General features: G+C 59.8%; 21 protein-coding genes. 8 read left to right on the forward strand and 13 right to left on the reverse strand.

Going from position 1 to position 26,764, the window contains the following annotated elements; all coding sequences use genetic code 11:
• Positions 1-22 precede the first annotated feature (22 nt).
• The 3 genes from DES53_RS08005 (at position 23) to DES53_RS08015 (ending at position 3,408) form a co-directional block, all read left to right on the forward strand.
• The gene (locus DES53_RS08005; protein ID WP_113957704.1) at positions 23-1,408 is read left to right on the forward strand and encodes a polysaccharide deacetylase family protein; all 1,386 of its coding nucleotides are present in this window, start codon (positions 23-25) and stop codon (positions 1,406-1,408) included.
• Positions 1,409-1,454: 46 nt separating this feature from the next.
• On the forward strand, positions 1,455-2,888 hold the full coding sequence (gene ffh, locus DES53_RS08010; protein WP_113957705.1) for a signal recognition particle protein: 1,434 nt from the start codon (positions 1,455-1,457) through the stop codon (positions 2,886-2,888).
• 76 nt (positions 2,889-2,964) lie between these two features.
• Positions 2,965-3,408, forward strand: coding sequence for a helix-turn-helix domain-containing protein (locus tag DES53_RS08015; protein WP_113957706.1), 444 nt, complete (start codon positions 2,965-2,967; stop codon positions 3,406-3,408).
• Positions 3,409-3,808: 400 nt separating this feature from the next.
• Here the strand turns inward: DES53_RS08015 and DES53_RS08020 are convergent, their stop codons facing one another.
• The 3 genes from DES53_RS08020 to DES53_RS08030 are packed head-to-tail and all read right to left on the reverse strand — an operon-like array spanning position 3,809 to position 6,165.
• Entirely contained in the window at positions 3,809-4,150 is a 342-nt protein-coding gene (locus tag DES53_RS08020) for a hypothetical protein (RefSeq protein WP_113957707.1), read from the reverse strand.
• A gap of 17 nt (positions 4,151-4,167) precedes the next feature.
• Positions 4,168-4,932 carry a deoxyribose-phosphate aldolase gene (gene deoC / locus DES53_RS08025; protein ID WP_113957708.1) on the reverse strand — a complete coding sequence of 255 codons (765 nt, stop codon included), beginning with the start codon at positions 4,930-4,932 and terminating at the stop codon, positions 4,168-4,170.
• A 60-nt stretch (positions 4,933-4,992) separates the two neighbouring features.
• Positions 4,993-6,165, reverse strand: a complete 1,173-nt coding sequence (locus DES53_RS08030; protein ID WP_113957709.1) for a Gfo/Idh/MocA family protein — start codon at positions 6,163-6,165, stop codon at positions 4,993-4,995.
• Between the two features lie 145 nt (positions 6,166-6,310).
• On the opposite strand from DES53_RS08030, the gene DES53_RS08035 reads away from it, so the two are divergent.
• Positions 6,311-7,492 carry an MFS transporter gene (locus DES53_RS08035; RefSeq protein WP_170156944.1) on the forward strand — a complete coding sequence of 394 codons (1,182 nt, stop codon included), beginning with the start codon at positions 6,311-6,313 and terminating at the stop codon, positions 7,490-7,492.
• Positions 7,493-7,510: 18 nt separating this feature from the next.
• Here the strand turns inward: DES53_RS08035 and DES53_RS08040 are convergent, their stop codons facing one another.
• The 6 genes from DES53_RS08040 to DES53_RS08065 form a co-directional block, all read right to left on the reverse strand.
• The gene (locus DES53_RS08040) at positions 7,511-7,774 is read right to left on the reverse strand and encodes a hypothetical protein (protein WP_113957711.1); all 264 of its coding nucleotides are present in this window, start codon (positions 7,772-7,774) and stop codon (positions 7,511-7,513) included.
• Between the two features lie 61 nt (positions 7,775-7,835).
• Positions 7,836-8,234: a hypothetical protein gene (locus tag DES53_RS08045; protein ID WP_113957712.1), complete on the reverse strand. Its 399-nt coding sequence runs from the start codon at positions 8,232-8,234 to the stop codon at positions 7,836-7,838.
• A 183-nt stretch (positions 8,235-8,417) separates the two neighbouring features.
• Positions 8,418-9,116 carry a hypothetical protein gene (locus tag DES53_RS08050; RefSeq protein WP_113957713.1) on the reverse strand — a complete coding sequence of 233 codons (699 nt, stop codon included), beginning with the start codon at positions 9,114-9,116 and terminating at the stop codon, positions 8,418-8,420.
• Between the two features lie 79 nt (positions 9,117-9,195).
• Positions 9,196-10,728 carry a sulfatase family protein gene (locus DES53_RS08055; protein WP_113957714.1) on the reverse strand — a complete coding sequence of 511 codons (1,533 nt, stop codon included), beginning with the start codon at positions 10,726-10,728 and terminating at the stop codon, positions 9,196-9,198.
• Between the two features lie 70 nt (positions 10,729-10,798).
• Positions 10,799-11,320: a GNAT family N-acetyltransferase gene (locus DES53_RS08060; protein WP_113957715.1), complete on the reverse strand. Its 522-nt coding sequence runs from the start codon at positions 11,318-11,320 to the stop codon at positions 10,799-10,801.
• Between the two features lie 31 nt (positions 11,321-11,351).
• The gene (locus DES53_RS08065) at positions 11,352-11,786 is read right to left on the reverse strand and encodes a GNAT family N-acetyltransferase (protein WP_113957716.1); all 435 of its coding nucleotides are present in this window, start codon (positions 11,784-11,786) and stop codon (positions 11,352-11,354) included.
• A gap of 209 nt (positions 11,787-11,995) precedes the next feature.
• On the opposite strand from DES53_RS08065, the gene DES53_RS33840 reads away from it, so the two are divergent.
• The gene (locus DES53_RS33840) at positions 11,996-16,267 is read left to right on the forward strand and encodes an FHA domain-containing protein (RefSeq protein ID WP_113957717.1); all 4,272 of its coding nucleotides are present in this window, start codon (positions 11,996-11,998) and stop codon (positions 16,265-16,267) included.
• An 88-nt stretch (positions 16,268-16,355) separates the two neighbouring features.
• On the opposite strand, the gene DES53_RS08075 is transcribed toward DES53_RS33840, so the two are convergent.
• The 4 genes from DES53_RS08075 to icd form a co-directional block, all read right to left on the reverse strand.
• Positions 16,356-19,055, reverse strand: a complete 2,700-nt coding sequence (locus DES53_RS08075) for a coiled-coil domain-containing protein (RefSeq protein ID WP_113957718.1) — start codon at positions 19,053-19,055, stop codon at positions 16,356-16,358.
• A gap of 327 nt (positions 19,056-19,382) precedes the next feature.
• Positions 19,383-19,964, reverse strand: a complete 582-nt coding sequence (locus tag DES53_RS08080) for a YbjN domain-containing protein (protein ID WP_113957719.1) — start codon at positions 19,962-19,964, stop codon at positions 19,383-19,385.
• A 138-nt stretch (positions 19,965-20,102) separates the two neighbouring features.
• Positions 20,103-21,383, reverse strand: coding sequence for an AI-2E family transporter (locus DES53_RS08085; RefSeq protein WP_170156945.1), 1,281 nt, complete (start codon positions 21,381-21,383; stop codon positions 20,103-20,105).
• 217 nt (positions 21,384-21,600) lie between these two features.
• The gene (icd, locus tag DES53_RS08090) at positions 21,601-22,854 is read right to left on the reverse strand and encodes an NADP-dependent isocitrate dehydrogenase (RefSeq protein WP_113957721.1); all 1,254 of its coding nucleotides are present in this window, start codon (positions 22,852-22,854) and stop codon (positions 21,601-21,603) included.
• Between the two features lie 580 nt (positions 22,855-23,434).
• Here icd and DES53_RS08100 point away from each other — a divergent pair.
• From DES53_RS08100 to DES53_RS08110, 3 genes are read left to right on the forward strand one after another with little or no spacing between them, the layout of a single operon-like run.
• Positions 23,435-24,088, forward strand: coding sequence for a spermidine synthase family protein (locus DES53_RS08100; protein ID WP_113957723.1), 654 nt, complete (start codon positions 23,435-23,437; stop codon positions 24,086-24,088).
• Positions 24,085-25,662 (forward strand): spermidine synthase, encoded by a 1,578-nt coding sequence (locus DES53_RS08105; protein WP_113957724.1) that lies wholly within the window; start codon positions 24,085-24,087, stop codon positions 25,660-25,662. Before DES53_RS08100 ends, DES53_RS08105 begins: the two co-directional genes overlap by 4 nt.
• Before the next feature lie 14 nt (positions 25,663-25,676).
• A complete protein-coding gene (locus DES53_RS08110) occupies positions 25,677-26,756 on the forward strand; it encodes a winged helix DNA-binding domain-containing protein (RefSeq protein WP_113957725.1) in 1,080 nt (359 codons plus the stop codon).
• The last annotated feature ends 8 nt before the right edge of the window (positions 26,757-26,764 follow it).

Raw genomic sequence — 26,764 nt, forward strand, 5'->3', positions numbered from 1 at the left:
CTATGGTCAGCGTTCTGCTGAAATGAAGCGCCGCCCCCCATCTTTGTTTCATCTCGCCACGCTCATCGCGATGGCGGGTCTGCTCATGCTGGTGCCTGCCTGCGACAAGCTGAAGGAGCTGCTGCCCAAGCAGCCCCCGCAGCAGGAGGCTCCGCCCGCGCCTGTGGAAAATCCTCTCACCGCTGAGGAGGAGCAGCTGCAAAAGGGCATGGAAGGCGAAGGTACCTTCTCCGCGAAGGTGGACTTCGGCGAGGTGCCCAAGGCATTGCCCTTTGAGCTCAATCGCTCCTCGGTCGTCTCGATTCTGTTGTATCACGATTTCGTGGAGCGCATCCCGCGCAACGAGATGATGGTGAGCAAGGGGGTCTTCCGCGCGCAGATGCAGGCGCTCAAGGATGCAAACATCCCGGTGATCCCCATGTCTGATCTGCTGGCGTGGAAGAAGGGTGAGAAGAACATCCCCGAGGCTGCCGTGGTCATCACGCTCGATGACGGCTGGGTGGGCGTGCATGAGATCGCGTATCCGATTCTCAAGGAGTTTGGCTATCCCTTCACCCTGTACCTGTACAAGAAATATGTGGGTGGCGCCGGACGCAGCATGACGGTGGATCAAATCAAGGAGATGCTGGCCAATGGGGGTGAACTTGGAAGCCACAGTGTCTCCCACCAGGCGATGGCCCAGATGCGTCGCAGCAAGTCACCAGAGCAGTATCAGGCTTGGCTGCACGACGAGATCCACGAGTCGAAGCGCTGGCTGGAGGAAACCTTCAAGCTGCCCTGCCGCACCTTTGCCTATCCCTATGGTGACAAGAATGCGGACATCGTGCGGCAGGTGATGGAGGCTGGCTATGATGCTGCCGTGACGGTGAACCCTCAAAAACTGAACTGGGACACCCACGCGGGAGAGCTTCCTCGCTTCACCCAGCTTGGCGACCAGGACGCGAACTTCCGTGTGGCGACCAGCTTCTATGGCGGTGGCAAGAGCATTGCGGACAGCCGTTTCATCAAGACGGACGCGGTGAATGAACAAGGTGAGAAGCTGGTGACGCTGAAGCCCGAGCCGAATGCGACCATCGCGGATCGGCTTCCCTTGATTGAGGCGAACCTCGCAAAGATTGGTCCCATCATCCCTGAGACTCTGGTGTTGAAGGTGGGTGGCTTTGGCACCGTGCTTGCAAGGTACGATCCCAACACCCAGGTCGTCAGCTTCCGGGTACCGCAGAAGATCCGTCTCGACTCCTGCAATGTGATGCTGAGCTTCCGCCGCCAGGGGGCCGACAAGGATGAACTCGTGAGCTGGCAGTTTAAGATCGACAAGAAGGCTGCCTATCTGCCGCAAGCCGCGGAGGCCGCGCCCTCCGCACCCGCTCCTCAATCTCCCGCGCCGCCTGCTTCGCCCAAGGCCTAGAGCTTTCGCTCAGGGGCTCAACGTTTCGACATCATCTCCACATCACATGCTTTCCCTGCTCCAAGAAAAACTCGAGGGCGCCTTCAAGAAGCTCCGCGGTCATGCCAAGATCAGCGAGTCCAACATTTCCGAGTCCATGCGCGAGATCCGCATGGCTTTGCTGGAGGCGGATGTGGACTTCAAGGTCGCCAAGGACCTGATCGAGAACATCAAGACCAAGGCGCTGGGCGAGGAGGTGCTGCGCACCGTTTCGCCCTCGCAGCAGATTGTTAAGATCTTCCATGACGAAATGGTCGAGCTCCTCGGCAGGGAGACCGCTCCGCTGGATCTCGGCCAGCCGCAGCGCATCCTCGTCGCCGGTCTGAACGGTGCGGGTAAGACGACCACCTCCGCAAAGCTCGCTCTGTTGCTGAAGAAGCAGGGCAAGCGTCCGCTGCTCGTGGCGTGTGACGTCTTCCGTCCCGCCGCCGTGAAGCAGCTTGCCGTACTCGGTGAGAGCATCGGCGTGCCTGTATTCCAGCCTTCGCCGGATGAAAAGGATGCGGTGCGTGCCGCGCAGCAGGGCATGGAGTGGGTGAAGCAGCAGGGCGGCGGCATTGCCATCTATGACACCGCTGGCCGCCAGGAAGTGGACGATGAACTCCTCGCGGAGCTGGTGAAGATCCGCGAATCCCTACAGCCGCAGGAAGTGCTCCTCGTCGCGGACGCCGCCACCGGCCAGCAGGCCGTGAGCGTGGCCAAGACGTTCAATGATTCCATCAAAGTCACCGGCCTGATCCTGACGAAACTGGATGGTGACGCTCGCGGTGGTGCGCTGCTCTCCATGAAGCAGGTCACCGGCTGCCCGGTGAAGTTCGTTGGCGTGGGTGAGAAGATGGAACAGCTTGAAGTGTTCCATCCGGACCGCATGGCGCAACGCATCCTCGGCATGGGCGACGTGGTGTCGCTCGTGGAGAAGGCTGCGGAAGCCATCGAGATGGAAGATGCCGAGCGCCTCGCCAAGCGGGTGCAGCAGGCGAAGTTCGACTTCAATGACTTCCTGGGGCAGATGAAATTCATGAAGCGCCTCGGCCCGTTGGAGAGCATCCTCGGCATGCTGCCAGGCATGGGCAAGCTGAAGGACCTCAATGTGGATGAGAACCGCATGAAGCACACGGAGGCCATCATTCTCTCGATGACTCCGAAGGAGCGCAGCCATCCCGAAATCATCAACGGCAGCCGTCGCAAGCGCATTGCCGGTGGTTGTGGCCGTCCCGTGGTGGAGGTGAATCAGCTCATCAAGCAATTCGAGATGATGCGCAAGGTGATGGGCAACAAGGGCATGATGAAAGGCCTCATGGGCTCCATGATGGGCGGTGCCGGTGGCATGCCGTCTGACATGGCTGGCCTCATGGGAGGTGGCGGCGGTGGAGGCATGGGCGGCATGGGTGGCGGCAAGATGCCGAAGATCCGCAAGCGGCCGCGTGGGTTCAGGTTTTAGTGGCTCCCGTAAAGTAGAAGGCTTCTCCAGAAGCCTTTCATGGTGGCCACCATCTTGTCAGGCCACTTCACACGCCATGTCCGCTACCACGACTCCAGAGGTTCGCTTCCGCATGTTTTGTGAGCGTGCGGGACTCACGCACGATGAAGCGGCACGACAGATGGGCATTTCGCCGGCATCGGTTTGGGATATGGAGAGTCATGAGAATGAGCTTTCATCCTGTTACTCCCCGAGCCAGGTGCAACAGTTCTGTCGGGTTCTCGGCATCCATCCGTGCGAACTGTTTGCTGTCGAGACTGCAGAATCGCCAGTCTCAGCCATCGGACTGGTGCAACTGATACATGAACAGTGTCTTGCCCGTGGAGTCACGTTGGAGCAGTTCGAAGATGCTGTCGGTTGGCGGTTGAGTGCGTGCATGGAGCCGCCCGAGCGTTTGCTTGAGGAAATGACCGTTGATGGGCTGCAGTGGCTCTGCCGGGAGCTCGGCATCCACTGGCATCGGGTGATTTTGGGGTTGTGACGGCGTGGCCTGACGAGAAGGATGCTACGGATCGCCATCGCGGGTTGAGGTTTAAGAGCGTTTTAGGTTGAACCGTAGCCGTTTTTACGCTGAAGGCGTTGTACATTGTCCAGCCCAAGGTCAGCCTGCGAAGCAGGTGCCACCTTGGGTGAGATGAAGGAACCATCGGAACTCTGAAAGAGTTCTACAAAGACACGGCCAACGTTGACGTTAGCACCTATCCCTCGCAACGCTTCTGTGGAACGCTTTCAGCGTTCGGCATTTCGATGTCACAACCCAAGGTGGCGCTTGCCGCTTCGCGGCGAAGCTTACCTTGGGCTGGACAATGTACAACGCCTTCGGCGTACTCCTGAATTGGACTACAATGTTAGTGAAAATGCTCCAGCGTGGACACTACGAGCTATCTGCTGGCCGGGTCTGGTGACCACGCGTACTCCATCACGAGTCCCCCTGTTTCGTCGTAGTATTCTCCGCTGTACCCGATGCCTGCGTCTCTCAGAGTTTTGAGAATGCGGTCAATATTGGTGTCTGGATTTTCGATGGGCCCGTGAAACAAAATGGGTTCATTGCCCTCTATGATTAACTCCGCCCATTCGCAGAGTACTTCGTAATCATGCCAGGTGGCTTTGCGAGCCGACCACCCCTGTACGGCGAACTTCTCCGCTATCTCCTTCTTCTCCAGATTGGTGAAGAGGGAGCCGAAGAAGTTCGAACCATCACGAAGTGGCAGCTCTTCGCTCACAGTTGAAGGGTTCGGGTCTAATACCCACCCGCACCAATCTTCACGGCTTTGCCATTGCCGTTCTCACCGGAAGCTTCGCGTCGACGATACTCATCCAGCATCGCTGCCGTGGCGGAAGCTCCACAACGCGTGCCCCCGAGTTCGCGCACGCGAATGAGGCCATCCAGATCGCGCACGCCACCGGCGGCTTTCACCTGCACGTTGGCGGGTGAATTCTTCCGCATGAGAGCAAGATCGTGCTCCGTGGCTCCCTTGTAGTTGTAGCTGCCGTCGGGCTGCTTGGCGAAGCCGTAGCCGGTGGAGGTTTTCACCCAGTCGGCACCGGCGCCAGCGCAGATTTCGCAGAGCTTCACCTTCACGGCGTCGTCGGAGATGAAGTCGTTTTCAAAGATGACCTTTACCTTCGCGCCATGCTTGTGGGCTTCTTCGCACACGGCCTGCACATCATCGCGCACATAGCCCCACTCGCCGCTGAGGGCCTTGCCGATGTTGATCACCATGTCGATCTCCACGGCGCCATCTTTGCACGCCAGCTCGGTCTCGTAGCGTTTGCTCTCGGTAGTGCTGTTTCCGTGGGGGAATCCGATCACGGCTCCCACCTTCACGTCACTGCCCGCAAGCCACTTCACTGCGTCCTTCACGGCGTAGGGCTTGATGCACACGGAGGCGACAGCGTATTTCTTGGCCAGTTCGCATCCTGCCTTGAGTTCCGCATCCGTCATGAACGGTTGCAGGAGAGAGTGATCGATCATCCCGGCAAGGTCTTCGTAGGAGTATTTCATGGCTCGTGTTGGTTGAAGTGAAATGATTTGATAAAGGGGAGGTGGTACGAAGGAATCAGGCTAGGCCTTCACCCAGGTCTGTTTTTCGTGGCTCTTCAGGATGGCTTCACAGAGCTTCACCTCGTGGTGGCCATCTTCGGCGCTGGCGAAGAGGGCAGGGGACTTCCCGCCGCTGGCGATGCGCTCATACACGGCACGGTAGTGCATCTTGTGCGCATCGGAGAAGCCCTCCGGATGCCCACCGGGATAGTCCGTGTAGCCTGCGATGTCCTTGTCGAATCCAGGCGTGTTGCGTTGCAGGATTTGGTTGGGCTCATCGCGGCGGCCAAGCACGATGTGGTTGGGCTCCTGCAGTTCCCACTGCACACTGCCCTTGGTGCCGTAGATACCGAAGTAGAGGCTGCATTTCCATCCGGCAGCGACCTGCGAGATGGCGGCACTGGCATGCACGCCATCGGCATGACCGTGGGCACTCTTGCCAAACTTCAGCAGCACACTGCCGAAGTCCTCCGTATCTACTTCATATGGCTCCATGTCGGCCGGGTCCGCCTTCGTGAAGGTCTGTACCTCACCCTTGGGACGCAGGCGCTGCTTGTGGAAGGTTTCCAACGTGGCAAACACAGACTCCGCTTTCGCGCCGAGCACGAAGGACACCGCATCGATCCAGTGCGTGCCGATGTCACCCACCGCGCGCAGCTTTCCGCCCTCGCTGGCGAGCACGCGCCAGTTGTAGTCCGTTTCATGCAGCAGCCAGTCCTGGAAGAAGTGCCCCTGCACGTGGATGATTCGCCCCAGCTCTCCGCGCTCAATCATGGCGCGCATCTGGAGGATGGCGGGGAAATAGCGGCACATGTAATTCACCGCAAAGACGCGATCCGACTTCGCTGCCGCTGCCACGCAAAGCGCAGTCTCCTCGGAGGTCATGCCCAGCGGCTTTTCGCAGATGACGTGCTTGCCCGCGGCGAGGGCGGCCAGGGATTGCTCCACATGCACGCGGTTGGGGGAGGTGATGTGCACTACATCCACATTGGGCGAGCGGTACATGGCGGCGTAGTCGTAGTCGCCGTACACCTCGGGAATGCCCCACTGATCCGCCGTGGCTTTTGCGGCTTTGGTCGAGCCACAGATGGCGGTGACCTGGATGCCCAGGCGGCGCAGGGCTTCGATGTGGACAGGAGCGATGAAGCCGGTGCCGATAATGCCGGCGCGGAGGTGGTGAAGCGGAAGGGGCATGCGGCGGCCATGCTAAGACGTGCTCACCCTGCCGCGCAAGCAAAGCATTTTGCCTGAAGCAGTAATTAGGATTGCATCGGCGATTTTCCCCGTCTCTTGTAATACGATGGATCAGGACGGAAGCGGAGGCAGGACGCGGCTGTGCGTGCTATACGCGGTCCATGCCTGTGCCTTGGGCTTCTGGGGGGTGAATCTTGGTGCCGTGCTCAAGGCGTACGGGTTGGAGCACATCGTGCCGTATGCATTTGCGTGCTCCTCCATTGCCGCCTTCATCTCACCCCTGGCCATGGGAGCGCTTGCGGACGAGCGCATGGCTCCGGAGCGGGTACTGCGCTTTTTGGGCATCGGTTCCACGATTTTCCTTTTCCTCATGTATCTCGCCATCCAGCGGGGGTGGGGCGCTGGATGGGTGCTGGTCTTCACCCAGATTCACGCCCTGTGGTCAGTGCCCACTTTCGGTCTGAGCACCAGTCTCATCCTCTCCCGGTTGAAAAATCCCAAGGAGCAGTTCGGGCCTGTCCGATTGTGGGCCACGGTGGGTTGGATGGCGGCAGGCATCATCATCAGTTCGGTGCTGCATGCGGACAAATCCGTAGCCTCCGGCTATGCGGCGTGCGTGACTTGGATCATCACCATCGCCATCACCTTCATTCTGCCCGAGAAGAAGCGGCTGGAACTGCCCAGGGCTCGCCGGAGCATCAAGGAGGTCCTCGGATTGGATGCGCTGCCGTTGCTCACGCACCCGGACCACCGTGTGGTTTTCATCACTTCGGGCCTGCTGAACATGGCCCTGGCTGCGTTCTACCCGTTCACCGTACTGCATCTGCAGGATCTCGGGGTGGAGAGTGCCACCATGGTCATGGGCATCGGCCAGATTTCGGAGATCATCACCATGCTCGCGCTCTCGGCCGTGCTGACGCGGTTGCGCCTGAAATGGGTGTTCCTGGCGGGCATCGGCTTCGGGGTGGCGCGCTATGCGTTGTTTTTCCTGAACACGAGTTCCTCCCTCGTCGTGGGCATCTTCCTGCACGGGTTCTGCTACACGCTCTTTTTCATCACGGCGCAGATCTACCTGGAGCAGCGTGTGGCCACCAGCATGCGTGCGCGTGCCCAGGCGTTGATGACCCTGATGACCAGTGGCTTTGGCAACCTGCTGGGCTACCTCGGCATCGGCTGGTGGCGCATGGGTTGCATGCAGGATGGTCGCACCGATTGGCCGAAGTTCTGGGCCGGTATGACACTGCTCACCGTGGCAGTGTTCGTGTTCTTTGCCGTGGCCTACAAGGGGAGGAGTCGCGACACTCAGGAGACGTCGCGGCTGGTGTAGGCACGTCAAGAACTCCGACTAGCCCTGCTCTGGGGGATGCTGCGGACGGAGCGTGGAATGGTGTATGGCCCAGTACACTCCTGCTACGAATACGCCGCCCACCAAAGTGGCCAGTGCCCACAGGAAACCGCCTACGAGGAAAGTGCCGCGGTGGTGAAGTTTTGCCATCAGCCCGGCATCGTTCCACACCGCAAATGCAAAGCACAAATGCACGATGCCCGTGAGCAAGAAAACGGCCAGTAAGACTACCCCGAAGGGTTCGGAGGGGGTGAGGGTATTCATGGATATCCAGCGATCACAGCAGCCATGGCATGCTTATCCAGGCATTTCAAAACCATGCGCTCTATTTGGGTTGTCCTTCACGGACAGTCGTGTCCTCCTGTTGGCCGACCGGATGCAGCGCCTCGCGATCGTTTCTCGCCTGCCGGATGTACGGTCGGATGCGGGAGAGATTGACGTGCCCCACTGCGAATGCTGAGAAGATAGCGGGCAGAATCATCGCCGCGAATCCGATGACGGCCGAGTTTCTCAATCCCAACCAAGGCTCGAAGATCATCGAAACCGTGATTGCGAGGGAGGTCAGGGCACCGCAGCAGAGAGAGAACAACCAGATGATGGACGGGGTGAACCACGGGTCCTCCCGCTGTAGAATCTTTCCAGCAGCCTTGAGGACAGAGCGCCTTGCCGCGCCTCTCAGGTCCGCCACTTCAGGAATCTGGGAGAGGGCGTAGTAGAGTTTCATTCGACCGTAGAGCTATGCGTTCGTCGATTGTTGGGCTTTCAGGGAATTTTGGCCAGATCGTGATGTCAACGCAATCACGGTTTGTCAAACCATGCCGAAAAAGGGCTGGGGAGATAGCCTCGTGAGTTTGCGTTGTTGGCAGGTTCCTGCGTGGCCTCGCTTCGATCCGCTGCTTCAAAGGCGTCAGCGCTGCTGGACGGTGACCTTCCCGGCGAGCGCTTTGGTGATGGCCAGGGTCTCATCTGAAGGGGGCGTGTTCCCTGTACCTGTCATCAATAGCAGGGTGCGCAGTGAGGGCATGGAACTGAAGGTGGAAATGCTGGTGCGGGTTACGTGCCTGGCAGGGAGCCAGAGATCCGCGAGCTTCGGATGATTCGCCAGAGGAGCAATGGCTGCATCCGTAAACTGGATGCCTGCCAGGTCGAGGTGCTCAAGGCTGGGCATGTCACGCAGGACCTTGCAGACTTGGGTGGCGTCGGTCTCAGTCAATTTGTCTGCCTTGGTGGAGAACCAGACCACGACGGAGGTCGCGTTGGAGAACTGCCGCATCGCATCGCCAAATTCGGGGCGGATGGATTTCACTGCGGTGAGCCGGATCGTGGGAATCTCGGCACCCAAGGTAAGGCGGAGGCGGTTTTTTAGGTGATAGGCCTTCGCCTCATCCGCACTCACTTTCTCAACCAGGTAGGCTATCCCTCTGTCCATGGAGCGGGGCATCCAGCGGGGCGCGTAGAACTCCGGATCGAGGGGGTTGCCGTCATAGGTCTGCTGTAGTCTGGCAAACTTGGTCATCGTCATGTCGGCGCGAACGTAGAGAAGTCCGAAGCAGAGGGCTGCGAGGATACTGAATACGAGGACGCCGCGATAGAGTCTGGTTTTCATCACTGACAGGAGAGATGTACAGGAGGGAAAGTTTACCCACGCCGGAGAGTTATCTTCGGAATTTTGTAGCTGTGCATCGCTACCTGATTTTCTGATCCGGCAGCTCCTTCTTCACCCCTTCATCGATCGGCATTTTGTCTTCCGCAAGCCCGGCATCATCCATGAGCTTGGCCATCAGCACCTGCAGTTCGCGGAGTTTCGCGTTGTCCGCAGAGGCGTTGATCAGGTTCTTCGTCTCACCGGGATCGTTTTTGAGATCATAAAGTTCCGCCATGTGTCGATCCTCGCTGTCATCACCATGGGGATAGTGGATGTACTTCCAGTCATCCGTACGCACGCCCCGGACATTGGGCGTGTAGGGAAATTGTTTTTCGTAGTTGTATTCGTAGAACCATCCCTTGCGCCATTTCTTGTCGCCTTCCTTCACGAGCTTCACCCAGGACTTGCCGTGGATGTTTGGCAGGGCTTCCGCGCCACAGAGTTCCAGCAAGCTGGGAGCCATGTCGAGGGTGAGCACCTGTTGAGTCACGACCTTCGCCTTGTCTGAAGGCACGAGTCCCGGATAGCGCACAAGGATGGGGATGCGGATGCTGGCGTCGTGCATGGCGCGCTTGTCCACCATGCCGTTCTCGCCATTGAGCAGGCCGTTGTCGCCCATGAAGACGATGATGGTCTTGTCGAGTTCACCTTTTTCCTGCAGTACCCTCAGTAGCGTTGCCATGCTGTCGTCAAGGCTTTGGATCACACCCCAGTAGCCGTGGATCATGTTCTCGAAATCCCTCACGGCTTCCGGTTTGTCGTTGGGGAATTCCTTCCGCCATTCAAACAGCGGGCCATAGATGCCGTGCCAGGTGTAGAGGCGATCCTTGTACCAGGCGGGCTTGTCATCCAGCATGAAGGCGGACTTGGGGTAGGGGACGCGCACCTCGTCGAAGGTATGCTTGTACTTCTCCTCGGGTGTGTAGAAGCTATGTGGTGCCTTTTGTCCGAGCACGAGGAACCACGGCTTGCCTGCGTGGTCCTTCTTGATGAAATTCGTCGCGAGGTCCGTGGCCACGGTGGTGTAGTAACCGGGAATCACCTTGCGTTCGCCTTCCACGTTGAACTCCGTGTCGAAGTACTTGCCCTGTCCCTTGTGAGACGCCCAGTAGTCGAAGCCGGGGCGTTTCTCGTCATTGTCCTCGCCCATGTGCCACTTGCCCACGTAGCCGGTTTCATAGCCGGCATCCTGGAGACGCTTGGGGAGGTTGGGAATCTCCGCTGGGAACTCCGTGAAATTGTCCCGCACGCCATGCTTGTGAGCATACAGGCCGCTCAGGATGGACGCGCGGCTGGGTGAGCAGAGCGAGGTGGTGCAGAAGGCGTTCTGAAAGAGAACGCCTTCCTTCGCTACCCGGTCGATGTTTGGTGTCTTGAGGTGCGGGTGCCCGGTCACACTCAGGTGGTCGGCACGCAGGTCATCGCAGAGGACGATGAGCACATTCGGCCTGGTCGCTGGTGCAGCGGCAGGCGCTGAGGCCGGGGCACCTGCGGGGGACTGGCCGAAAGCCGGCAGGATGCCCGCCAGCACAACGAGCGAATATGAGAAAAGGAGGCGTCGAGAGAAAGTCATCAGCGAATGGTTGTTGTTCGGTTCAACGCTGGCAAGCACAGACTAATTGCGCCCCGGCCCATGAATCAGCTCACGCTTGCTCGGTTGGCTCGCTCTTGCCCAGGTACTTCGCAATTTCTTTCAGGGTCATGCGGTAGAGGTACCACTCGCTCATGCGGCGGGCGCCGACCTTTTGCTCGTAGACCTGCTGGGCATTCACATTCCAGTCGAGGGCGGTCCACTCCACGCGACCGCAGCCGCGTTCATCGGCGAGTTCCACCACTTTTCGAAGCAGGGCTCCACCGATGCCCTGCTTCCGATACTCAGGCAGTACGAACAGATCCTCCAGGTAGAGTGTGGGCTTTGCGAGGAAGGTGGAGTAGGTGGTGAAAAGAATGGCGTATGCCACCGGCTCTGGGTGACCTTCGGCAAAGGCGAGCCATGGCTCGAAGTACTTTCGTTCGCCGAATGCGTGCTCCACCAAGCGCTGCTGGGCTTCGGCATCGGGCGGCTCCAGTTCCTCAAATTTCGCGAGGGCGATGATGAGACTGATGAGACCGGGTGCATCTTCCCGGGTGGCGGGACGGAGCTGAAAGGAGGAAGGCGAGGTCATGTGGGGCTGAGGTTGAATGAGTGTTTAGGGGTCAATTTTTCCGGCAGACCATCCAAGTGTAAGGATAGGCGCCTTCCTCTTTCACATCGCGGAAACCGAGCGGCTCGTAGACTCCCTGGGCATCCTTGGTGCCCAGGGTCCAGGTGCTGACGGTGGCGAACTCGGGGTGCTCCATGGCATGGCGGACCATGGTCCTGGCGAGGCCCAACCCGCGATGGCTGTCCGCCACCCAGACATCGCACACATAGGCGAAGCGGGTCTTGTCCGAGACAATCCGGAGAAAGGCCACCTGAGTACCTTCAGCATCTTCGACTCCCAGCACCAGGGCGGAGTTCTTCGCGGCGCGCTCAATGCGTTCGCGCTCGATGCCGGGTGTCCAGTAGGAAGAGCTCAGCCACGCGTGGACCAGAGGATAGTCCATCGACTCATGACCCTCGATGAACTTGCAGCCTTGGGGGAGTTCCATCCCGAAAGGGAGCAGCGAAACACGTACGGGCAAGGCGCGTTTTCCCACGCCCCGACAGGGGGTGTGACCGGGACGGTGACCGGCAGCGGTTTGTGCGGTCTGCGCAAATAATTCGGCCGTGCAAGATGGCTGTCATATCGCCTTCCCAGCCCCGTTTCCGTTGAACCAATCATTGATTCTTTACCAGGATTGAGGTTTGATTTCTGCGCATGGCAAAACTGACGTTCATTCTCGACGACGGCGAAACGATCGAGGTACCCCTGCATGACTCCGTGACGATCGGACGTGCCGATGGCAATGACGTTGTGGTCTATGACCCCCGCATCTCCAGCCGCCATGCAGAGCTGCATTTCCTCTCGGATGGAAAGTTCGAAGTGCGGGACCTCGCTTCCAAGGCTGGCACCTACGTCAATGGCGAGCGTGTGGAGCGCAAACTTCTGGGGCACGGTGACCAGGTGAGCTTCGGTCCCTTGAAAGGCGAGTTCTCGACCGAGATTGTGCTGCCGCCCGAGTCGACTGCGCCTTCCAGCAAGGACAAGGAAGGAGGACAGCCTGGTGCGGCCAACGCCTCTGCCGAGGAAGGTCCCGGAGTGAAGCCCGCAGGCGAACCGAAGGAGAAGTCCGAGAAGAGTTTCCTTTCCTCCGTGCTCGCGGCGATGGGGGCGAAGAGCATCAACGGTGGCAAAAGTGCCGATGCCAAAGGTGGAAAACCGGAGCGCAAGGCGGATGCGACGCCTGCTGCTCCAGCAGCCAAGGCAAAATCGCCCGAGAGACCGGCGCCTCCGAGAGGAGCTCCCGGTACACCGCAGGCGAAGGCATCGTCTCCCGCCGCCGAGCCGCCGAAGTCCGAGGCCGCGAAACCGGTGGCTCCCAAGCCGACGCCAGCCGCACCGCAGCCTGCTGCCAAAGCGCCAGACGCGGCTGTCCCGTTACCGGGAGGAGCTCCCCAAGAAGACAAGGCTGCACCGGCCGCCAGCAATCCACCCGTGGCCGCTCCCGAGCAGCCTGCCCCAGCACCATCTGCGAAAACTCCCGATGCCGAGGCGAAGCCCGTGGTAAGTGAAGCCCCGAAACCGGCGGAGCCAGCTATTCCTGTCGGTACTCCGCCGCCTGCTGAAGTGAAGTCGGAACAAGGACCGGTGGCTGGCAGGCATGTCGACTGGGAGAAGGACTCCCGTCAGGAGAGCAAGCCTGTGGTCGCACAGGAGCCGGAGTCTCCTACCAAGCCCGCTCCGGCGGTGGCAGAGGAAAGACCCGCAGAGCCGGCAAAAAGCGAGAAGCCCAAGGCGGAGGAAACCGTTGTTGTTGCAGTTCCTGAAGCGGCGAAAGAGATGCCTGCAGCACCCAAGGAACAGAGTGAACCTCCAGTGCCTGAGGCGCAGGTAAGTTCGCCCGGGCCCAAGGAAGCTCAGGAAAAGGCTGAGGTTCCCAGTGCCCCCACGACGCCTGCGGTTGCACCCACGCCAGCATCTACAGCACAGTCGGCACCCATTCCTGAGGCGCAGGCAGCGGTTCCCGCCGCGGTACCAGTTCAGGCTGCAACCCCGACAGCTTCGACCCCGCTGGCGCCAGAGGCAGCGGCCTCGGTTTCCGGCGCGGTCCCCGTTCAGTTGCTCGCGCCGAGCAAGAGCACCACTCCCGTGAAAGTCGCGGCTGGGCCTGCCTTGGATCAGCGCATCGTGAATCTGGTCTACAACCGCCTCGAAGGCGAAGCGAAGGAAGCCATCACCAAGCTGGAGGAGCGCCAGAAGTCCCTCGATACCGAAGTGACGCGGTTGCGTGATGAAATCATCCGCATGCAAGGCGAGCGCCGCGGGCTCGCGCAGGAGCAGGTGACATTGCGGGAGTCCATCCAGACGGAGAATCGCGAACTGGAAACGCTGCGCGGTCAGCACAAGGCGGCGGACACGCAGATGCAGCAAATGGCGGCCAACTTGCGCCAGGGCCAGGAGCGGCTGGATGTACTGCTGGCTGAGGAGAAGCAACTCTCGGTGGTGACCTCCCAACTTGCGGAAACCGAATCTCGCCGGGATCAAGTCCTCAAGACCATCGAAGAGCACACCGCTGAGGGCGAAGCGCAGAAGACGAAGCTGAAGGAAGAGATCGAGGGAGTGGCTGCTGAACTCGAAGCCAAGCGAGTCGATTTCCAGGCCGCCATGGAGTCCATGAAACTCCAGGCCGAGTCGGCGCGTGATGCGCTGGCTGCCGAACTGGAAGCGAAGCGTATCGACATTCAGGCTGCCATGGAGTCGATGAACCTCCAGGCAGAGACCGTCCGCACCGACCTCCAGCAAAGCATCGACGCCTCAGGCAAGGATGCAGACGCGCAGATGCTCCAGATCCGCGCGGAACTCGACCAGGTGACCGAAGAGTGTACCACCAAGAAGGCGGAGCTGCTCGCCGGTATCGACGCGTTGAGCAGGGAAGAGGAATTCCGTCAGGGCGAAGTGCAGCGCCTGAGCACTGCCAACTCCGTGGCGCTTCGTGAGTTTGAGGCGATGACTTCAAACAAGGAGCAGATGAGCGTGCAACTGCTCAGCTTGCTCAAGGAGCAGGAGACGCATGACGCCCGCCTCATTGAGCTTCGCCGCCAGATCAGCGACGCGGAAGCGCAGTCCCGGAAGGTGCAGGAACTGGTGGAAGCGCGTGAAGACCAGGTGAAGGTGGCGGAGCGCCGGTTGCAGGGCATTGAGCAGGAGAGGTCCGCCCTGGAAGCCAGCATCCGCGAGCTTACCGTCAGCGAGAATCGACTGAAGTCGTTGCTACCCCAGTTGCAGGAAAGCGAACTGCGCGAGGCGGCACTCACAGCTGCCATTGCCACTCTGCTGACGCGCCAGCAGGAAAGCGAATCCCACAACGAATCACTCGCCGCGAACACGCTGCGTCTGCAGGGAGAGCTGGCTGCCTTTGAGACACAGAGTGCAGAGACGCGCTCCCTGCTGGAGGCGAACATTGCCGAACTCCAGCAGAACAAGCAGAGCCACTCAGACGACTACGACAGCTTCGTAACGGAAACGAATACCGTCCGCACCTCGCTCACCGAGCAGAGGACCGCCGCCGAGGAGGAACTCGCCAAACGACAGACAGAGCTCGCGCGGGAAACAGCGAGCCTGCAGGAAACCATTGCCCAGCGCCAGGAACTGGAGCGCCAGTGCAACGAACTGGCGGACACCGAGAAGAAACTGGCGGAAGCCAGGGCCGGTGTGCAAAAGACCGAGGCGCAGCGTCGCGAGCTGGATACGTGGATCAAGGAACTGCAGTCCAAGCGCGATGCTTCGCAGAAGGCCCTGGACGGCCTGCATCACGAGGAAGAGGCCAGTCGGGGGCGCCTGGAAGTGTTGCGCGGAAAGGAAAAGGATCTGCGCTCCGAACTGGATCAGCTTGCTCAAAAGGAGCAGGAAGATCGCGTACGTTTCGAAGAACTCCGGCGACTCACCACAGAGGCAGATCGCGAACACGAGGCGCACATGGAAGAGCTCTCCCGCACCTTGGAGCTCACTCGTCGCGAGCTCGCGGACATGGAGGTGAAGCTCGCCCCGTTGCGTGAATGGAAGGAGTCGATGGACAAGCGCTATGCGCGCCTGGCTTCGCTACCGGAAGACTCCGCCGAAGCGCGGGAACTGTGGAAAGAAATCGAGGCCGAAAAAGCCGGTCTCGGTCAGCTGATTGGTGCAGGCGGCAAAGGCACGCGTGGCGTCAGCCTCAATGAGTCGATTCTCCGCGGCATGTCGGGTGCTGGCGAAGGTGCCGCAGCGGCCGAGACGCCTGCTCCTGGCCAGCGGCCGGGACTCAAGGGCAGGGGCAAGACAAAGCTTCACGCACCGCTCGGGCTCACAGAGGGAGAAACTCCGGAGGAACGGGGCAATGTGGGTCCTGCCGGCACGGGAGCCATGCTCTCTGGTACAGGCCAGGAGATGGCCCTGCGCGCCCGGCTCAGCCGCCTGCGCGAGAGCGTGCAACGTGAAGCGACTCGTCTGGAATTCCTGCGTCAGGAACGCGCCAGGGAGGAAACCCGCAAGACCGCCAGCAGCTCCAACGAACCGATGCTCAAAGAGCAAGAGCGTCAGGTGGAGGTCAAGCTGCGTCGTGAGGAGGAGAAGCTCGCCACCATTGAGCGGAAAATTGAAATCGCGGAGATGGAAGAGGAGAAACGCCGCGAGCGCCTCGCCGAACTTGAGCGCAAGCTCACCGAACTCAAGACAGACATCCTCGAGCACGAGCGCTCACGCAGCGAAGCGGTGCGCAAGGCGGATATTGCAGCACAGGCAGAAGCCCGGGTGACGGAAGACATGGCTGGCCGTGCGCGTTCGGCCGTCGAGCATGAGCCGCCAAGAGTCGACAGGCCGGTCAGCGCCCCGCCGCCGGAGGCCCGGCCCAAGCTCAAGACCATGGGCGTGCCGCTCACGGCACCAGAGCCAGTGGATATTCCGGATTCTGAAAAAGGCATGGGTGAACTTCTTCTGGGACAGAAGCCGGAGTAGGGGGGGATGGCTTCCGTGGAAGCCTCCGCCATGCTTGCTCCGAGGGCGCCTTGGAAAGTGCGAAGTGTGTGTGATGGGATACGGCACATCATACCTTGCTGACGCTGGTCCTTGGGTTCTTGGGGCCTTCGGATCCCACCTTCTCGGATTTACTTGAGCCGAGGGAATCGCGGAGCTTGTTGGAGCTCTTGGTGCCCATACCGACATCGTGGCTGTCCTCGATACCGAGATCCGTTTTGCTCGGAGCTTTCTCGCTGCTCGTCATCTTGCTCCGGACGGAGTTGGTCTTGTCGACCTTCAACTGGGAGTCGTCCCGTTCGACGGAGACTTCATCCTTCTTTGGAGAGTCCACACTGCGCTCCTGGGAGCCGCTCTTATCCACTGTCACCTTGGCGCCTTTCATGCCCTGGCTCAGGTTCTCTTCCTGGGACGGGGCCTCCTTGGTGGGGCTGTAGATCTTTTTGCTCAGGAATTTGATCGCGTCTGACTGGCTCTTGTCCCGGTAGAGATCCACAGCCTCCTCGGCCTTCAATCCCACGCCCAGCTTGGCCATCAACCCCACGGCGCTATCCACTGGAACCTTCTGTGACTCGGTTTTGAGGTATTGCTCCATCGCTTCCTTGGTGACTGGCTTGTCACCAAGGTGTGCTTTCACTTCGGTCTTGAAGCGCTCAAGCAGGGCTTCCGTGGCGATGCCGGTGTCGCGAGCCAGCAGCTTCTTGCAAGCGTAGCTGTTGAGCTGGTCCATCGTGAGATCCTCCTTCTTGAGGTCCAGCGTGGGGTCCTCTTTCTTCAGGGCCGCGAGGCATTTCTCCGCAACCTTATCGAGCGCCTTTTGCTGTTTCTTGGAAAGACCTTCCAACTCACCGAGCTTGGTGTTCCCATCTTCTTTATTGGTCAGCGAAATCGTCTCCTTCAGCGCTTCCTTGATGGCCTGGCTGTTCACGTGACGGACGAGCTTGTAGATCCCGTACCCGATCGCCGCCGCCGCCGCTGCGCCAGCCAAAGCCCAGCCCACGGGGGTGAGCACGGCGGCAGCAGCGCCAGCCGCCGCGACGCCCGCTCCAACGATGGTGGCAATCGTGGCGGCACCTGCGGCAGCCGTTCCAATACCGCCTGCTGCCCCGAAGAAATTTTTCGTGGCGCTCAGTCCCTTGTCCACGGAGGTCTTCTTTTGCTTGAGGCGCAGTCGCTCGGCAATGGCAAGGAGTTCGGCATCGTCCTGCTTGATGCCGTCCTTTTGGGCGAGGGCGTCACTGGCCTTGTGTTTCAGGTTGAGGGCAGTCATGCGGCCTTTGTGGTCGTTGACCAGATCCACGGTATTCACCACGGCGGTCAGGGGCCCCACCACGACGCCGACCATGCCTCCGGCCAGTTTTGCACCTTCGGAGACCACGGTGCTGGCACCAGAGGATGCGACGGAGATGAGGTTCGCAGTCGCGGACTCGCCGTCCAGGAGGGACTTCACCAGCTTCGCGCGCTCCAGAGGGACGTCATCGTTGTACTGGTTGAGATCTTTCTGCGCCATGCGCATCTTGAGCTTGTCCGTCGAGAGGGATTCGCCCAGTTCGGTGCGCAGCTTTTTCAGTTCTTTTCTTTCTGTCTGGTAGGTGGCCTTCTTCTTCTGGACCCTGAGTTCAAGTTTCCTGCCGTCATCTTCGAGCCCCTCAATGTCCTTCTTGAGTTGTCGACGTTCTGATTTCGCGGCGGTCAGGTCATTCTTGAGCTTGTCCCGCTGCTCCATGAAGAAGCTCGTGCCGGAGATCTGGGTGGACTCGGGCTTGAGGGAACGGATGTTGTCATCAATGTCCCGGAGCTTGCCTTCGATATTGGAGATCTCTTCTTTCTTCCTGGCGATTTGAGGATCGAGTTCCTCCTGGACCTTGGCCAGCTTGGATTGCGCCACGGAGAGTTTCTCATTGAGTCTTCGCTTCTCCCCTTCGTACACGTCTGTGCCGACACCGATCCCAGGCGCATCCTGAATGTTTTCCTCCAGCACCCGAAGCTGTCCCTCGATTTTCGAGATTTCTTCCACCAGAGGGGTTGCCCGGGTATCCCAGTCCTGTTCCAATTTGCCCAGAGCTGCATCGGCGCTGCTCAAGTCCTTCACCAGCCTGCTTTGCACCTGCTCAAGGAAACCGGTGCTCACACCCGATTCGCGTGAGATGGGGCGGAGATTCTCTTCGAGGGCACGCAGTTGTCCTTCGATATGCTCAATGTCCTTTTCCTTTGCACCGAGCGTGTCTCGTGTTTGCTGCAGTGTGTCATTGTGCTTCTGGAGCACGCGTTCGCTGGTCCTGAGGGACCTTTTGGCCTTGTTGGTTTCCTTCAATTGCTCGGCAACCTGTTTCTCCAGGGACTCTTCGCGCAATTTTTGAAGGCCGCCCTTTTCCACCGTCTGCAGATCGCGTTTTGCCTTGTCGACCTTCTGCTTTGCGAGGTAGATGTCGACGCCCGTTTCAAAGAGTTGGGTAACGCCGCCGACCACGGTGCCTGACTGGCCAAAGCCCTGGGCGGTGGAGCTGAGCTTGTCGGGATCACCCGTCTTGGCAACGGCGTCGGTGATCGCCTTGTAGCCTTTGCCCACGTTCTTGACTGTGGTCTTGACGTCCTTGTTGGTGATGACGGCTTTGAACTGTTCCCACCGGCTCACCTTCGCGGTCCGCTCCTTTTCCAGACGTTTCTCAACGGAACCCGTCAGACGACCCTTGGCACTGTCGGAAAGGGTGACGGAGGACGTGCGGAAGGAATTGGTCTGTTCGTCGTCTTGCTTGGAACCTTTGGGCATGGCGGTGGAGGGGTAGGGACTGCCTTGGTGGAAGCACTCTCCGGGGCAATGCAGCACCCGCGGATGCTCTGTGTGTCTCCGCGATACGCCCTGACAGCACCGATCCAAAATCACGTTGTTGGCACAATCACCTGCGTAAAAATTTGGTTCGTACAGGTATGGATGGACCGCTGTGCCAAATGGTGAGCAAAATGTCACACCGGTTCAGTGCGCGATAGGTCCAGCATAAATCTTGAGGCGGTCTCGAACGGGGGAAATAAAGGGAGCACACTGATATACCATGATGTGGTATATCAGTGCGCTGCAGGATCTGTCAGAGCGTGATGGCTACGCGCTGGCGAAGAGCGCAGGATCTCCCACGGAGGGAAGTTGCTGGCCACTTTCCTCCACCTCGCGGACGATGTCGTCATACTTCATCGTGCCGGCGCTCAGGGCTTCAAACTGGGAGGCATAAGCTTTGCAGGCGTACTCCATGGCGCTCACCACCTCCAGCAACACGTCGTGCGGGATGGCGCGGCTCTCCGTGGCCAGGCAGTAGCGCAGGAATACCGCCTCATCCTGCTCGCTCAGGCCAAATGCCCCGAGGGGCAGCATGCGGTTGACGAGGTTGCAGAAGCGCATGATCTCCAGGTAGCCGTCGACCTGGATGCGAAATGGGAGGATGAGCATGAACTGCGCAATGATGGCATCCTCTTCCTCCTCTTGAGCGCCAAACGCCTCCGTCACGTCGTTGATGAAGAAGACCTCCACGCCGTATTCCCGATCTGGCTGGGGATCGTCGACGTTCAGCGAGATGTAGAGTCGCTCAAACACGCTTTCATCGGCAGCGGGCTGGTGGTCCGCGAAGTATTCGAACTCCTCGAGAGGTTCAATCAGGGCTTCGAGAGGGGACTTGGTTTCTTCAGACATGGCGGAGGGAGGTGGATGTTCTCCGCGCCATACGTCCGCTCTTCAGGGAGCCCAAATCACGAAGTTGCCACAATTTCGCCCGTGCCACACACCGGCATGACATGTGAAAACGTCGTCACCTGGAGAACTGCTCCGGCCTCATGGGGCCGCACCTCTGCCGCCGCCGCCACGAGACCATCGCCTCTGTACGCCCCGCTGCCAGATGTAGCGCTGGAAGAGGACCTTCATTGCCGCCGTCATGGGCACAGCAAGGATGGCTCCCAGCAAGCCGCCCATGATGAGCGACCAGACAAAGACCGACACAATGACCGTCATCGGGTGAAGTCCCACACTGTCTCCGACAATCTTCGGCGTGATGAAGAGGCCGTCGATCTGCTGCACGACCACGAAAATGGCGGTCACCACGAGAGGGAAGACCCACCAGGGGCTGTCTGCTGGCACCAGATAGCTGCCCCCTTGCACGGAGGCAATAATGACCGCGGGAATCCAGCAGATGATGATCCCAAGGTAGGGAATGATACCCAGCACGCACAACACCAGACCGATGAGCCAGCCAAACTTCACCCCTACAATCACAAGCCCGAGTCCGGTGGCAAAGCCATTGATGAGACTCACGACGAGCTGGCCACGGAAGAAGGCGATCAGGTAGCGATTGATTTCGGTCAGCGTGTCGACCACATCATCCTTGAACTCGGAGGCCCGGAGCGGCACGTAATTCGACCAGCTGTTGGTAATTTTCGGGCTCTCCGTGAGGAAGTAGTAGAGGTAGAGCGGCACGATGATCATCGAGAGGAAGAAGCCGAAGATACCGAGGAAACCGCCGACGCTTGAGCGGACGAAGTCCCACAGCCGCTGGCCCATTTCCGGCAGTGTCTTGCCGACCCAGTCACCGCTGAGGAGATCCTGCAGGGTATAGGCTGCGACTCCGTTCTTTCCATCGGGGGAGGCCGTGTCAACGGGGGGCGTGGTTGGCGAGGGTGTCACCACGGGTGCGGGCTGACCATCTGTCCCGTCTTGGGAAGCTGGAGTTTCCCAGTGCAGCAGATCGACGCCGTACTCCTTGAGCTTTTCATTCCACTTGGTGGCGAACTCGGTCACGTTCTTTTTCGCCGTGCGGGTGTACTCCGGCATTTTGCCCGCCAGCTCGGCCCCTTGATGAGCGAAGGCAGGAACGATGATGAAGCTGATGCCGACAATCGCGGTGATGGATACGGTGAATACCACCCAAACCGCTGTCTGCCGGGAGAGGCCCCATTTCTTCAGCTTCACCACGACGGGCTCCAGCAGGTAGGCAATCACCCCGGCCACAGCGAAGGGAATCAAAATCGGCTGCAGGAACGAAAGGACCCGCGTGATGATCCAGATGAATCCGACCAGAAGCGTACCGATTACCGCCACGGACAGAGCCGTGATTGCCATCCACATGGCTTTCTTCTGGAAGGCATTCGGAACACTGGGGGTCGGATTGCTGCTCGCCACGGCCGCATGCTAGCGGGATTCTTCCAATGGACAAGTGTCTCAGGCCAAAAACGGAATGCGGGCATCGGAGCGCTGAAAGTCCCGCCCCTGCACGAAAAAGGCGCGACCGAAGCCGCGCCTTTTTCTTATTGGTCTGCTGTCAGGCAAGTCGCCGCGCTTACATGTGCGCGATGATGTTGTCGCCAAACTCGCTGCACTTGATCTTCGTGGCGCCGTCCATGAGGCGGGCGAAGTCGTAGGTGACCTTCTTGCTGCCGATGGCGCCATTCAGGCCCTTGATGATGAGGTCAGCGACGTCGTTCCAGCCCATGTAGCGGAACATCATTTCACCGCTCAGCACCACGGATCCGGGGTTCACCACGTCCTGGTCCGCATACTTTGGAGCCGTGCCGTGTGTGGCTTCGAAGATGGCGTGGCCGGAGATGTAGTTGATGTTGCCGCCAGGAGCGATGCCGATGCCGCCCACCTGCGCCGCAAGGGCGTCGCTGAGGTAGTCACCGTTGAGGTTCAGGGTGGCAATGACGTCGAAGTCTTCCGGACGGGTCAGCACCTGCTGAAGGGTGATGTCGGCGATGGCGTCCTTGATGATGATGCCGTTGGGCAGCTTGCACCAGGGGCCGCCGTCGATTTCGACTGCGCCGAATTCTTCCTTGGCCAGTTCATAACCCCAGTCGCGGAAGGCGCCTTCGGTGAACTTCATGATGTTGCCCTTGTGCACGAGGGTCACGCTCTTCTTGCCCTGCTCGATCGCGTACTTGATGGCCGCGCGCACGAGGCGTTGCGTGCCGGGCTTGGACACAGGCTTGATGCCCACGCCCACGCTGGAGACGTCTTCGGTGCCGAAGCGCACCTTCTTGAAATCCTTCGGGTACTCGGTCTCAAGGAACTTCAGCACCTTGAGCGCCTGCTCGCTGCCAGCCTGGAAGTCGATGCCGGCGTAAATGTCCTCGGTATTCTCGCGGAAGATGACCATGTCCACGGCTTCCGGGCGCTTCACGGGGCTGGGCACGCCGGTGAAGTATTGCACAGGGCGAAGGCAGACATAGAGATCCAGAAGCTGGCGCAGGGCCACATTCAGGGAGCGGATACCACCGCCGACGGGTGTGGTGAGCGGTCCCTTGATGCCTACGAGGAATTCCTTGAAGGCTTCCACCGTGTCATCGGGCAGCCAGTTGTCGAACTTGGTCTTGCTGGCCTCACCGGCGAAGACTTCCATCCAGGAGATTTTCTTGCTGCCGCCGGAGGCCTTTTCCACCGCCGCGTCAAACACGCGCACGCTGGAGGCCCAGATGTCACGTCCGGTACCGTCGCCGCGGATGAAGGGGATGATGGGATTGTTCGGGACGTTCAGCTTGCCGTTGCTGATGCTGATCTTCTCCCCGGAGGGGACGGTGCAGGTCGTGTAGGCCATGATGCGGATGAAGTCTTGCTTTGCGTGAATTCGTACGCCTGCGGAGACAGCCGGGAGAGACCCCACCGGCTCGGCAGGGGGCGCACATTAAGCAACAACCATGCAAAGGGTAAAGGGCAATCTTGAGCCTCCCGGAAGCCAACTTGGGGCGGGGACCTGTGAAAAGGAATCCCTTCCGGAATCTGCGTCCTATGTATTCTTAGTATGAAGACTCAATTGGACGTTCGCCTCCACAGTTTCGAAGTTTGGGCGCTAGCTCTCATTCGAAACACTGCCGCACAGGTTGGTATCAACGATCCCCAGCGAGATGACTTTGACTCTCTTGAGCGGGAATTCGCCATTTGCCACCCGGTAGCTTGGGGATTGCTGGCTGACTTTGCGAATGCGGTTTGGGACGCCCGTTTCAACCACAATCCCGCAGCAGGGTCCGAGGCGGACAAGGCCAAACGCCGTTTTCGCGTGGTTTGGGATTCTCGGTGAGGCAAATCGCAGTGGCTCCCAGTTGTCATTTGCTTGTTGTTGAACTACAGACGTCTAGAATGGGGCGACCTCCAGCTTGGGTTTGCCGTTTCCGCGTCTGATGCCTCATCCGCAAGCCAATCCCGCTCTTCCCGTTTCCTCCTTCCCCCGGGCGGTGCTGTTCCCAGTGTTCGTCATTTCTGGGGTGTCCGCGCTCATCTATCAGCTCGTCTGGCAGCGCATGCTGCTCATGATTTACGGGAGCAATTCCGAATCCGTAGCCATGGTGGTGGCGGCATTCCTCATGGGCCTGGGCATTGGCAGCCTGCTGGGTGGCTGGATTTCCCAGAATGAGAGGCTGCCGCTCGTACTCTTCTTTTCCGCGGCAGAATTGGGAGTGGGTCTGTACGGCCTGTGCTCCGTGGCGCTTTTCCAGTGGGTGGGCGGCATCACGGTGGGGGTGGGTTCGCTGATGACGGGAATGCTCGCCTTTGCCCTGGTCTTCCTGCCGACGTTGCTCATGGGCTCCACCTTGCCGCTGCTGGTCGCGCAGCAGGTCCGGACGACGGGAGATGTCGGTGACTCTGTAAGCTGGCTCTATTTCGTGAACACCTTGGGCGCGGCCCTCGGCGCCTTCCTTGCGGCGCTCTGGCTGCTGCGCGTGACGGGACTTGGTGGAGCCGTAAAGGTAGCGGCCGGGCTGAACTTGCTGGTGTCCGTGTTCGTCCTCGTTACCTGGATGCTGCGCAGGAGGGCGGCTGGTGGACTGTCATGACGGACGCGAGCGCTTCTTCCACATCCTCAAGCCGTCGGTTGACCCTGCGGCAGGCGTGGCTGCTGAGTGCCGCGACAGGATTCCTCTCTCTTGCCTGGGAAATCGTGTGGATGCGTCTGTACAATTTCACGACCTCCTCCCGGGCTCTGGCCTTTGGCCTCATGCTGGGTGCGTATCTGCTGGGGCTGGCCGTAGGTTCGTTGTGGAGCCGGAAATGGCAGCGTCTGGGCACGGATGGAACGGCGCCACTCGGCACGCTCGCCGGTCTTATCAGCCGGGCAAATCTGGTTGCCTTCCTGGTGGTGCCGCTGGTGTCCTGGCTCGTGATGGTGATGTGGTGGCCGTGGACGCTCCTCATCGTGATGGGAGCAGCGGCAGCACTCGGGACCATACTGCCTCTCATCTGTCATCTCGCCATTCCACCGGATGCGCAGGCGGGGCAGCGTATGGCGGGCGTGTATCTCGCCAATATCATAGGCTCCGGTTTGGGAAGTCTGCTGACTGGCTTTGTGCTGATGGAGTGGCTTCCGCTCGTGTGGCTGTGCACCCTCCTGCTTCTTGGCGGAGTCGTGATTGCCATCGCACTCCGGCTTCGCGCTGGCATGGGTGCTGAGGTGTACTCCGGCTATGTGGTTCTGCTGCTCATCGTGCCGGCCATCATGCTCGGCTATGCGGGGCTGTGGGAGCGTCTCCACTACCGGGATGACTATCAGTGGGGGATGAAATTTGCCAAGGCCATCGAAAGCCGCCATGGCGTGATCCTGGTGGATGACAAGGGCACCATCTACGGCAATGGCGCATACGATGGATCGCTGGAGGTTTTCCTGAAGCCGGACTCCTGGCTGGTGCGCCCCTACTACATCGCCGCGCTGCACCCCAAGCCAAAGCGAGTGCTTGTCATCGGCGTGTCCGGCGGAGCGTGGACACAAATTCTCGCGCATCATCCCGACGTGGAGGAGGTGATTGGCGTGGAGATCAGTGACCCCTACCTGCGGCTCATTCATGATTCTCCCACGGTTGCCAGCCTGCATCACAATCCCAAGGTGAAGCTGGTCATCGATGATGGCCGCCGATGGTTGAAGCGAAACCCCAACGAACGCTTTGATCTCATCATGATGAACACGACGCATCACTGGCGTGAGTTCGCCTCGGCACTGCTTTCACGGGAGTTCCTTGAGCTGGCAAAATCCCACCTCGCGGAGGGCGGCATTGTTGCGTGGAACACCACTGAGTCCCTCCGTTCTGCAAAGACTGGCCTGGTGGTGTTTCCTGAGAGCATCACGCTCATGAACTTCTTCGTTGGAAGCGACGCTCCCCTGGTGATGGACAAGGGACGCTGGCGTTCCCTGCTGGAGCGCTGGCGCATGGATGATGTGCCGGTGTTTGACCTCACGACCCAACAAGGACGCGAGGATCTGGAAAAGTGCGTGGCCTTCCCTGATTTCGAAGGTCCCTGGGAACGCAGTCATCACTGGCGCTGGCAGGACCGCGCCCGCATCGAGGCTCGTGTGGGGGACGCCGAGATCATCACGGATGACAACCTCGGCCACGAGTTCGACTGGCGGAACTGGTAGGAGGAGAGATTCGTATGACGGTGCGTGACATTGGCCCGCTGCGCCTAAGCGCACAAGGAATCGGCACCGCAGCTGGAGAAACGCCTGCGGACATTGTCACTCTTCTCGGGGCAATGCAGGCGCAGGACTATCTGGGCGCGCTCTGGTCGATTGGCTTGAGACTTCCCGGGAGCACGGAGGCTGCCGTGGAGAGTGCCATCGCAGAGCGCAGCATCGTGCGCACCTGGCCCATGCGAGGGACGCTGCATTTTGTGGCAGCAGCGGATGTGCGCTGGATGCTGAAGCTGCTGACCCCGCGCATCATTTCAGGCAGTGCTGGACGTCACCGGCAATTGGAACTCGATGAGGCAGTTTTCCAGCGCAGTGAGAAGGTGCTGTCACGCGCCTTGAAGGGTGGCCAGGTGCGTACGCGAGGAGAACTGTTTGAGGCACTGGAGCGCAATCGCATCGATCCTTCCGGGCAGCGCGGCATCCACATTCTCTCGAAGCTCGCTCAAGAAGGACTGCTGTGCTTTGGCCCTCGCGAAGGAAAGCAGCCCACCTTTGTGCTGCTGGATGACTGGGTGCCTGAGTCCCGCCATCTGGATCGCGATGATGCCATCGCGGAAATTGCACGCCGCTACTTCATCGGCCATGGTCCGGCGACGCTCATGGATTTTGTGGGATGGACCGGCTTGAAGATTACCGAGGGGCGACAGGGCCTGGAAGCCGTTTCCAAGGAGCTGCGCAGGGAAATCATCAAGGGCGTGGAGTACTGGATGTCTACGGTGCTGGACAAACCTGCCACGAAGAAGCCCAACACCATCCACCTGTTGTCGGGCTTTGATGAATTCGTGCTCGGTTACAAGGACCGCGCGACGGTGATTCCGCCAGAGCACCTGAACAAGATCGTGCCGGGTGGCAATGGCATGTTCATGCCCACTGTTGTGCGCCGGGGGCAGGTGGTGGGTCTGTGGAAGCGGATGCTGAAAGGGAAGTCCGTTCAAGTATCCCTGACGCCCTTTGGCAAGCTCACCTCCACGGAAGCCAGCGGTGCAAAGAAAGTGGTGGCGCGCTACGGGGCGTTTCTCGGACTCGAGAGTGCCCTGGTCTGACTCTGGAG

The organism is Roseimicrobium gellanilyticum (assembly GCF_003315205.1).
Lineage (GTDB): Bacteria > Verrucomicrobiota > Verrucomicrobiia > Verrucomicrobiales > Verrucomicrobiaceae > Roseimicrobium > Roseimicrobium gellanilyticum.

Bases quoted from the DNA above. Each gene is read 5' to 3' on its own strand.
- DES53_RS08075 (WP_113957718.1), bottom strand. From the start codon at position 19,055: ATGCCCAAAGGTTCCAAGCAAGACGACGAACAGACCAATTCCTTCCGC.
- DES53_RS08110 (WP_113957725.1), top strand. From the start codon at position 25,677: ATGACGGTGCGTGACATTGGCCCGCTGCGCCTAAGCGCACAAGGAATC.
- DES53_RS08080 (WP_113957719.1), bottom strand. From the start codon at position 19,964: ATGTCTGAAGAAACCAAGTCCCCTCTCGAAGCCCTGATTGAACCTCTC.
- DES53_RS08060 (WP_113957715.1), bottom strand. From the start codon at position 11,320: ATGACCTCGCCTTCCTCCTTTCAGCTCCGTCCCGCCACCCGGGAAGAT.
- icd (WP_113957721.1), bottom strand. From the start codon at position 22,854: ATGGCCTACACGACCTGCACCGTCCCCTCCGGGGAGAAGATCAGCATC.
- DES53_RS08045 (WP_113957712.1), bottom strand. From the start codon at position 8,234: ATGAAACTCTACTACGCCCTCTCCCAGATTCCTGAAGTGGCGGACCTG.
- DES53_RS08030 (WP_113957709.1), bottom strand. From the start codon at position 6,165: ATGCCCCTTCCGCTTCACCACCTCCGCGCCGGCATTATCGGCACCGGC.
- DES53_RS08105 (WP_113957724.1), top strand. From the start codon at position 24,085: ATGACGGACGCGAGCGCTTCTTCCACATCCTCAAGCCGTCGGTTGACC.
- DES53_RS08015 (WP_113957706.1), top strand. From the start codon at position 2,965: ATGTCCGCTACCACGACTCCAGAGGTTCGCTTCCGCATGTTTTGTGAG.
- DES53_RS08050 (WP_113957713.1), bottom strand. From the start codon at position 9,116: ATGAAAACCAGACTCTATCGCGGCGTCCTCGTATTCAGTATCCTCGCA.
- deoC (WP_113957708.1), bottom strand. From the start codon at position 4,932: ATGAAATACTCCTACGAAGACCTTGCCGGGATGATCGATCACTCTCTC.
- DES53_RS08040 (WP_113957711.1), bottom strand. From the start codon at position 7,774: ATGAATACCCTCACCCCCTCCGAACCCTTCGGGGTAGTCTTACTGGCC.
- ffh (WP_113957705.1), top strand. From the start codon at position 1,455: ATGCTTTCCCTGCTCCAAGAAAAACTCGAGGGCGCCTTCAAGAAGCTC.
- DES53_RS33840 (WP_113957717.1), top strand. From the start codon at position 11,996: ATGGCAAAACTGACGTTCATTCTCGACGACGGCGAAACGATCGAGGTA.
- DES53_RS08005 (WP_113957704.1), top strand. From the start codon at position 23: ATGAAGCGCCGCCCCCCATCTTTGTTTCATCTCGCCACGCTCATCGCG.
- DES53_RS08085 (WP_170156945.1), bottom strand. From the start codon at position 21,383: ATGGCAATCACGGCTCTGTCCGTGGCGGTAATCGGTACGCTTCTGGTC.
- DES53_RS08055 (WP_113957714.1), bottom strand. From the start codon at position 10,728: ATGACTTTCTCTCGACGCCTCCTTTTCTCATATTCGCTCGTTGTGCTG.
- DES53_RS08065 (WP_113957716.1), bottom strand. From the start codon at position 11,786: ATGGAACTCCCCCAAGGCTGCAAGTTCATCGAGGGTCATGAGTCGATG.
- DES53_RS08100 (WP_113957723.1), top strand. From the start codon at position 23,435: ATGCCTCATCCGCAAGCCAATCCCGCTCTTCCCGTTTCCTCCTTCCCC.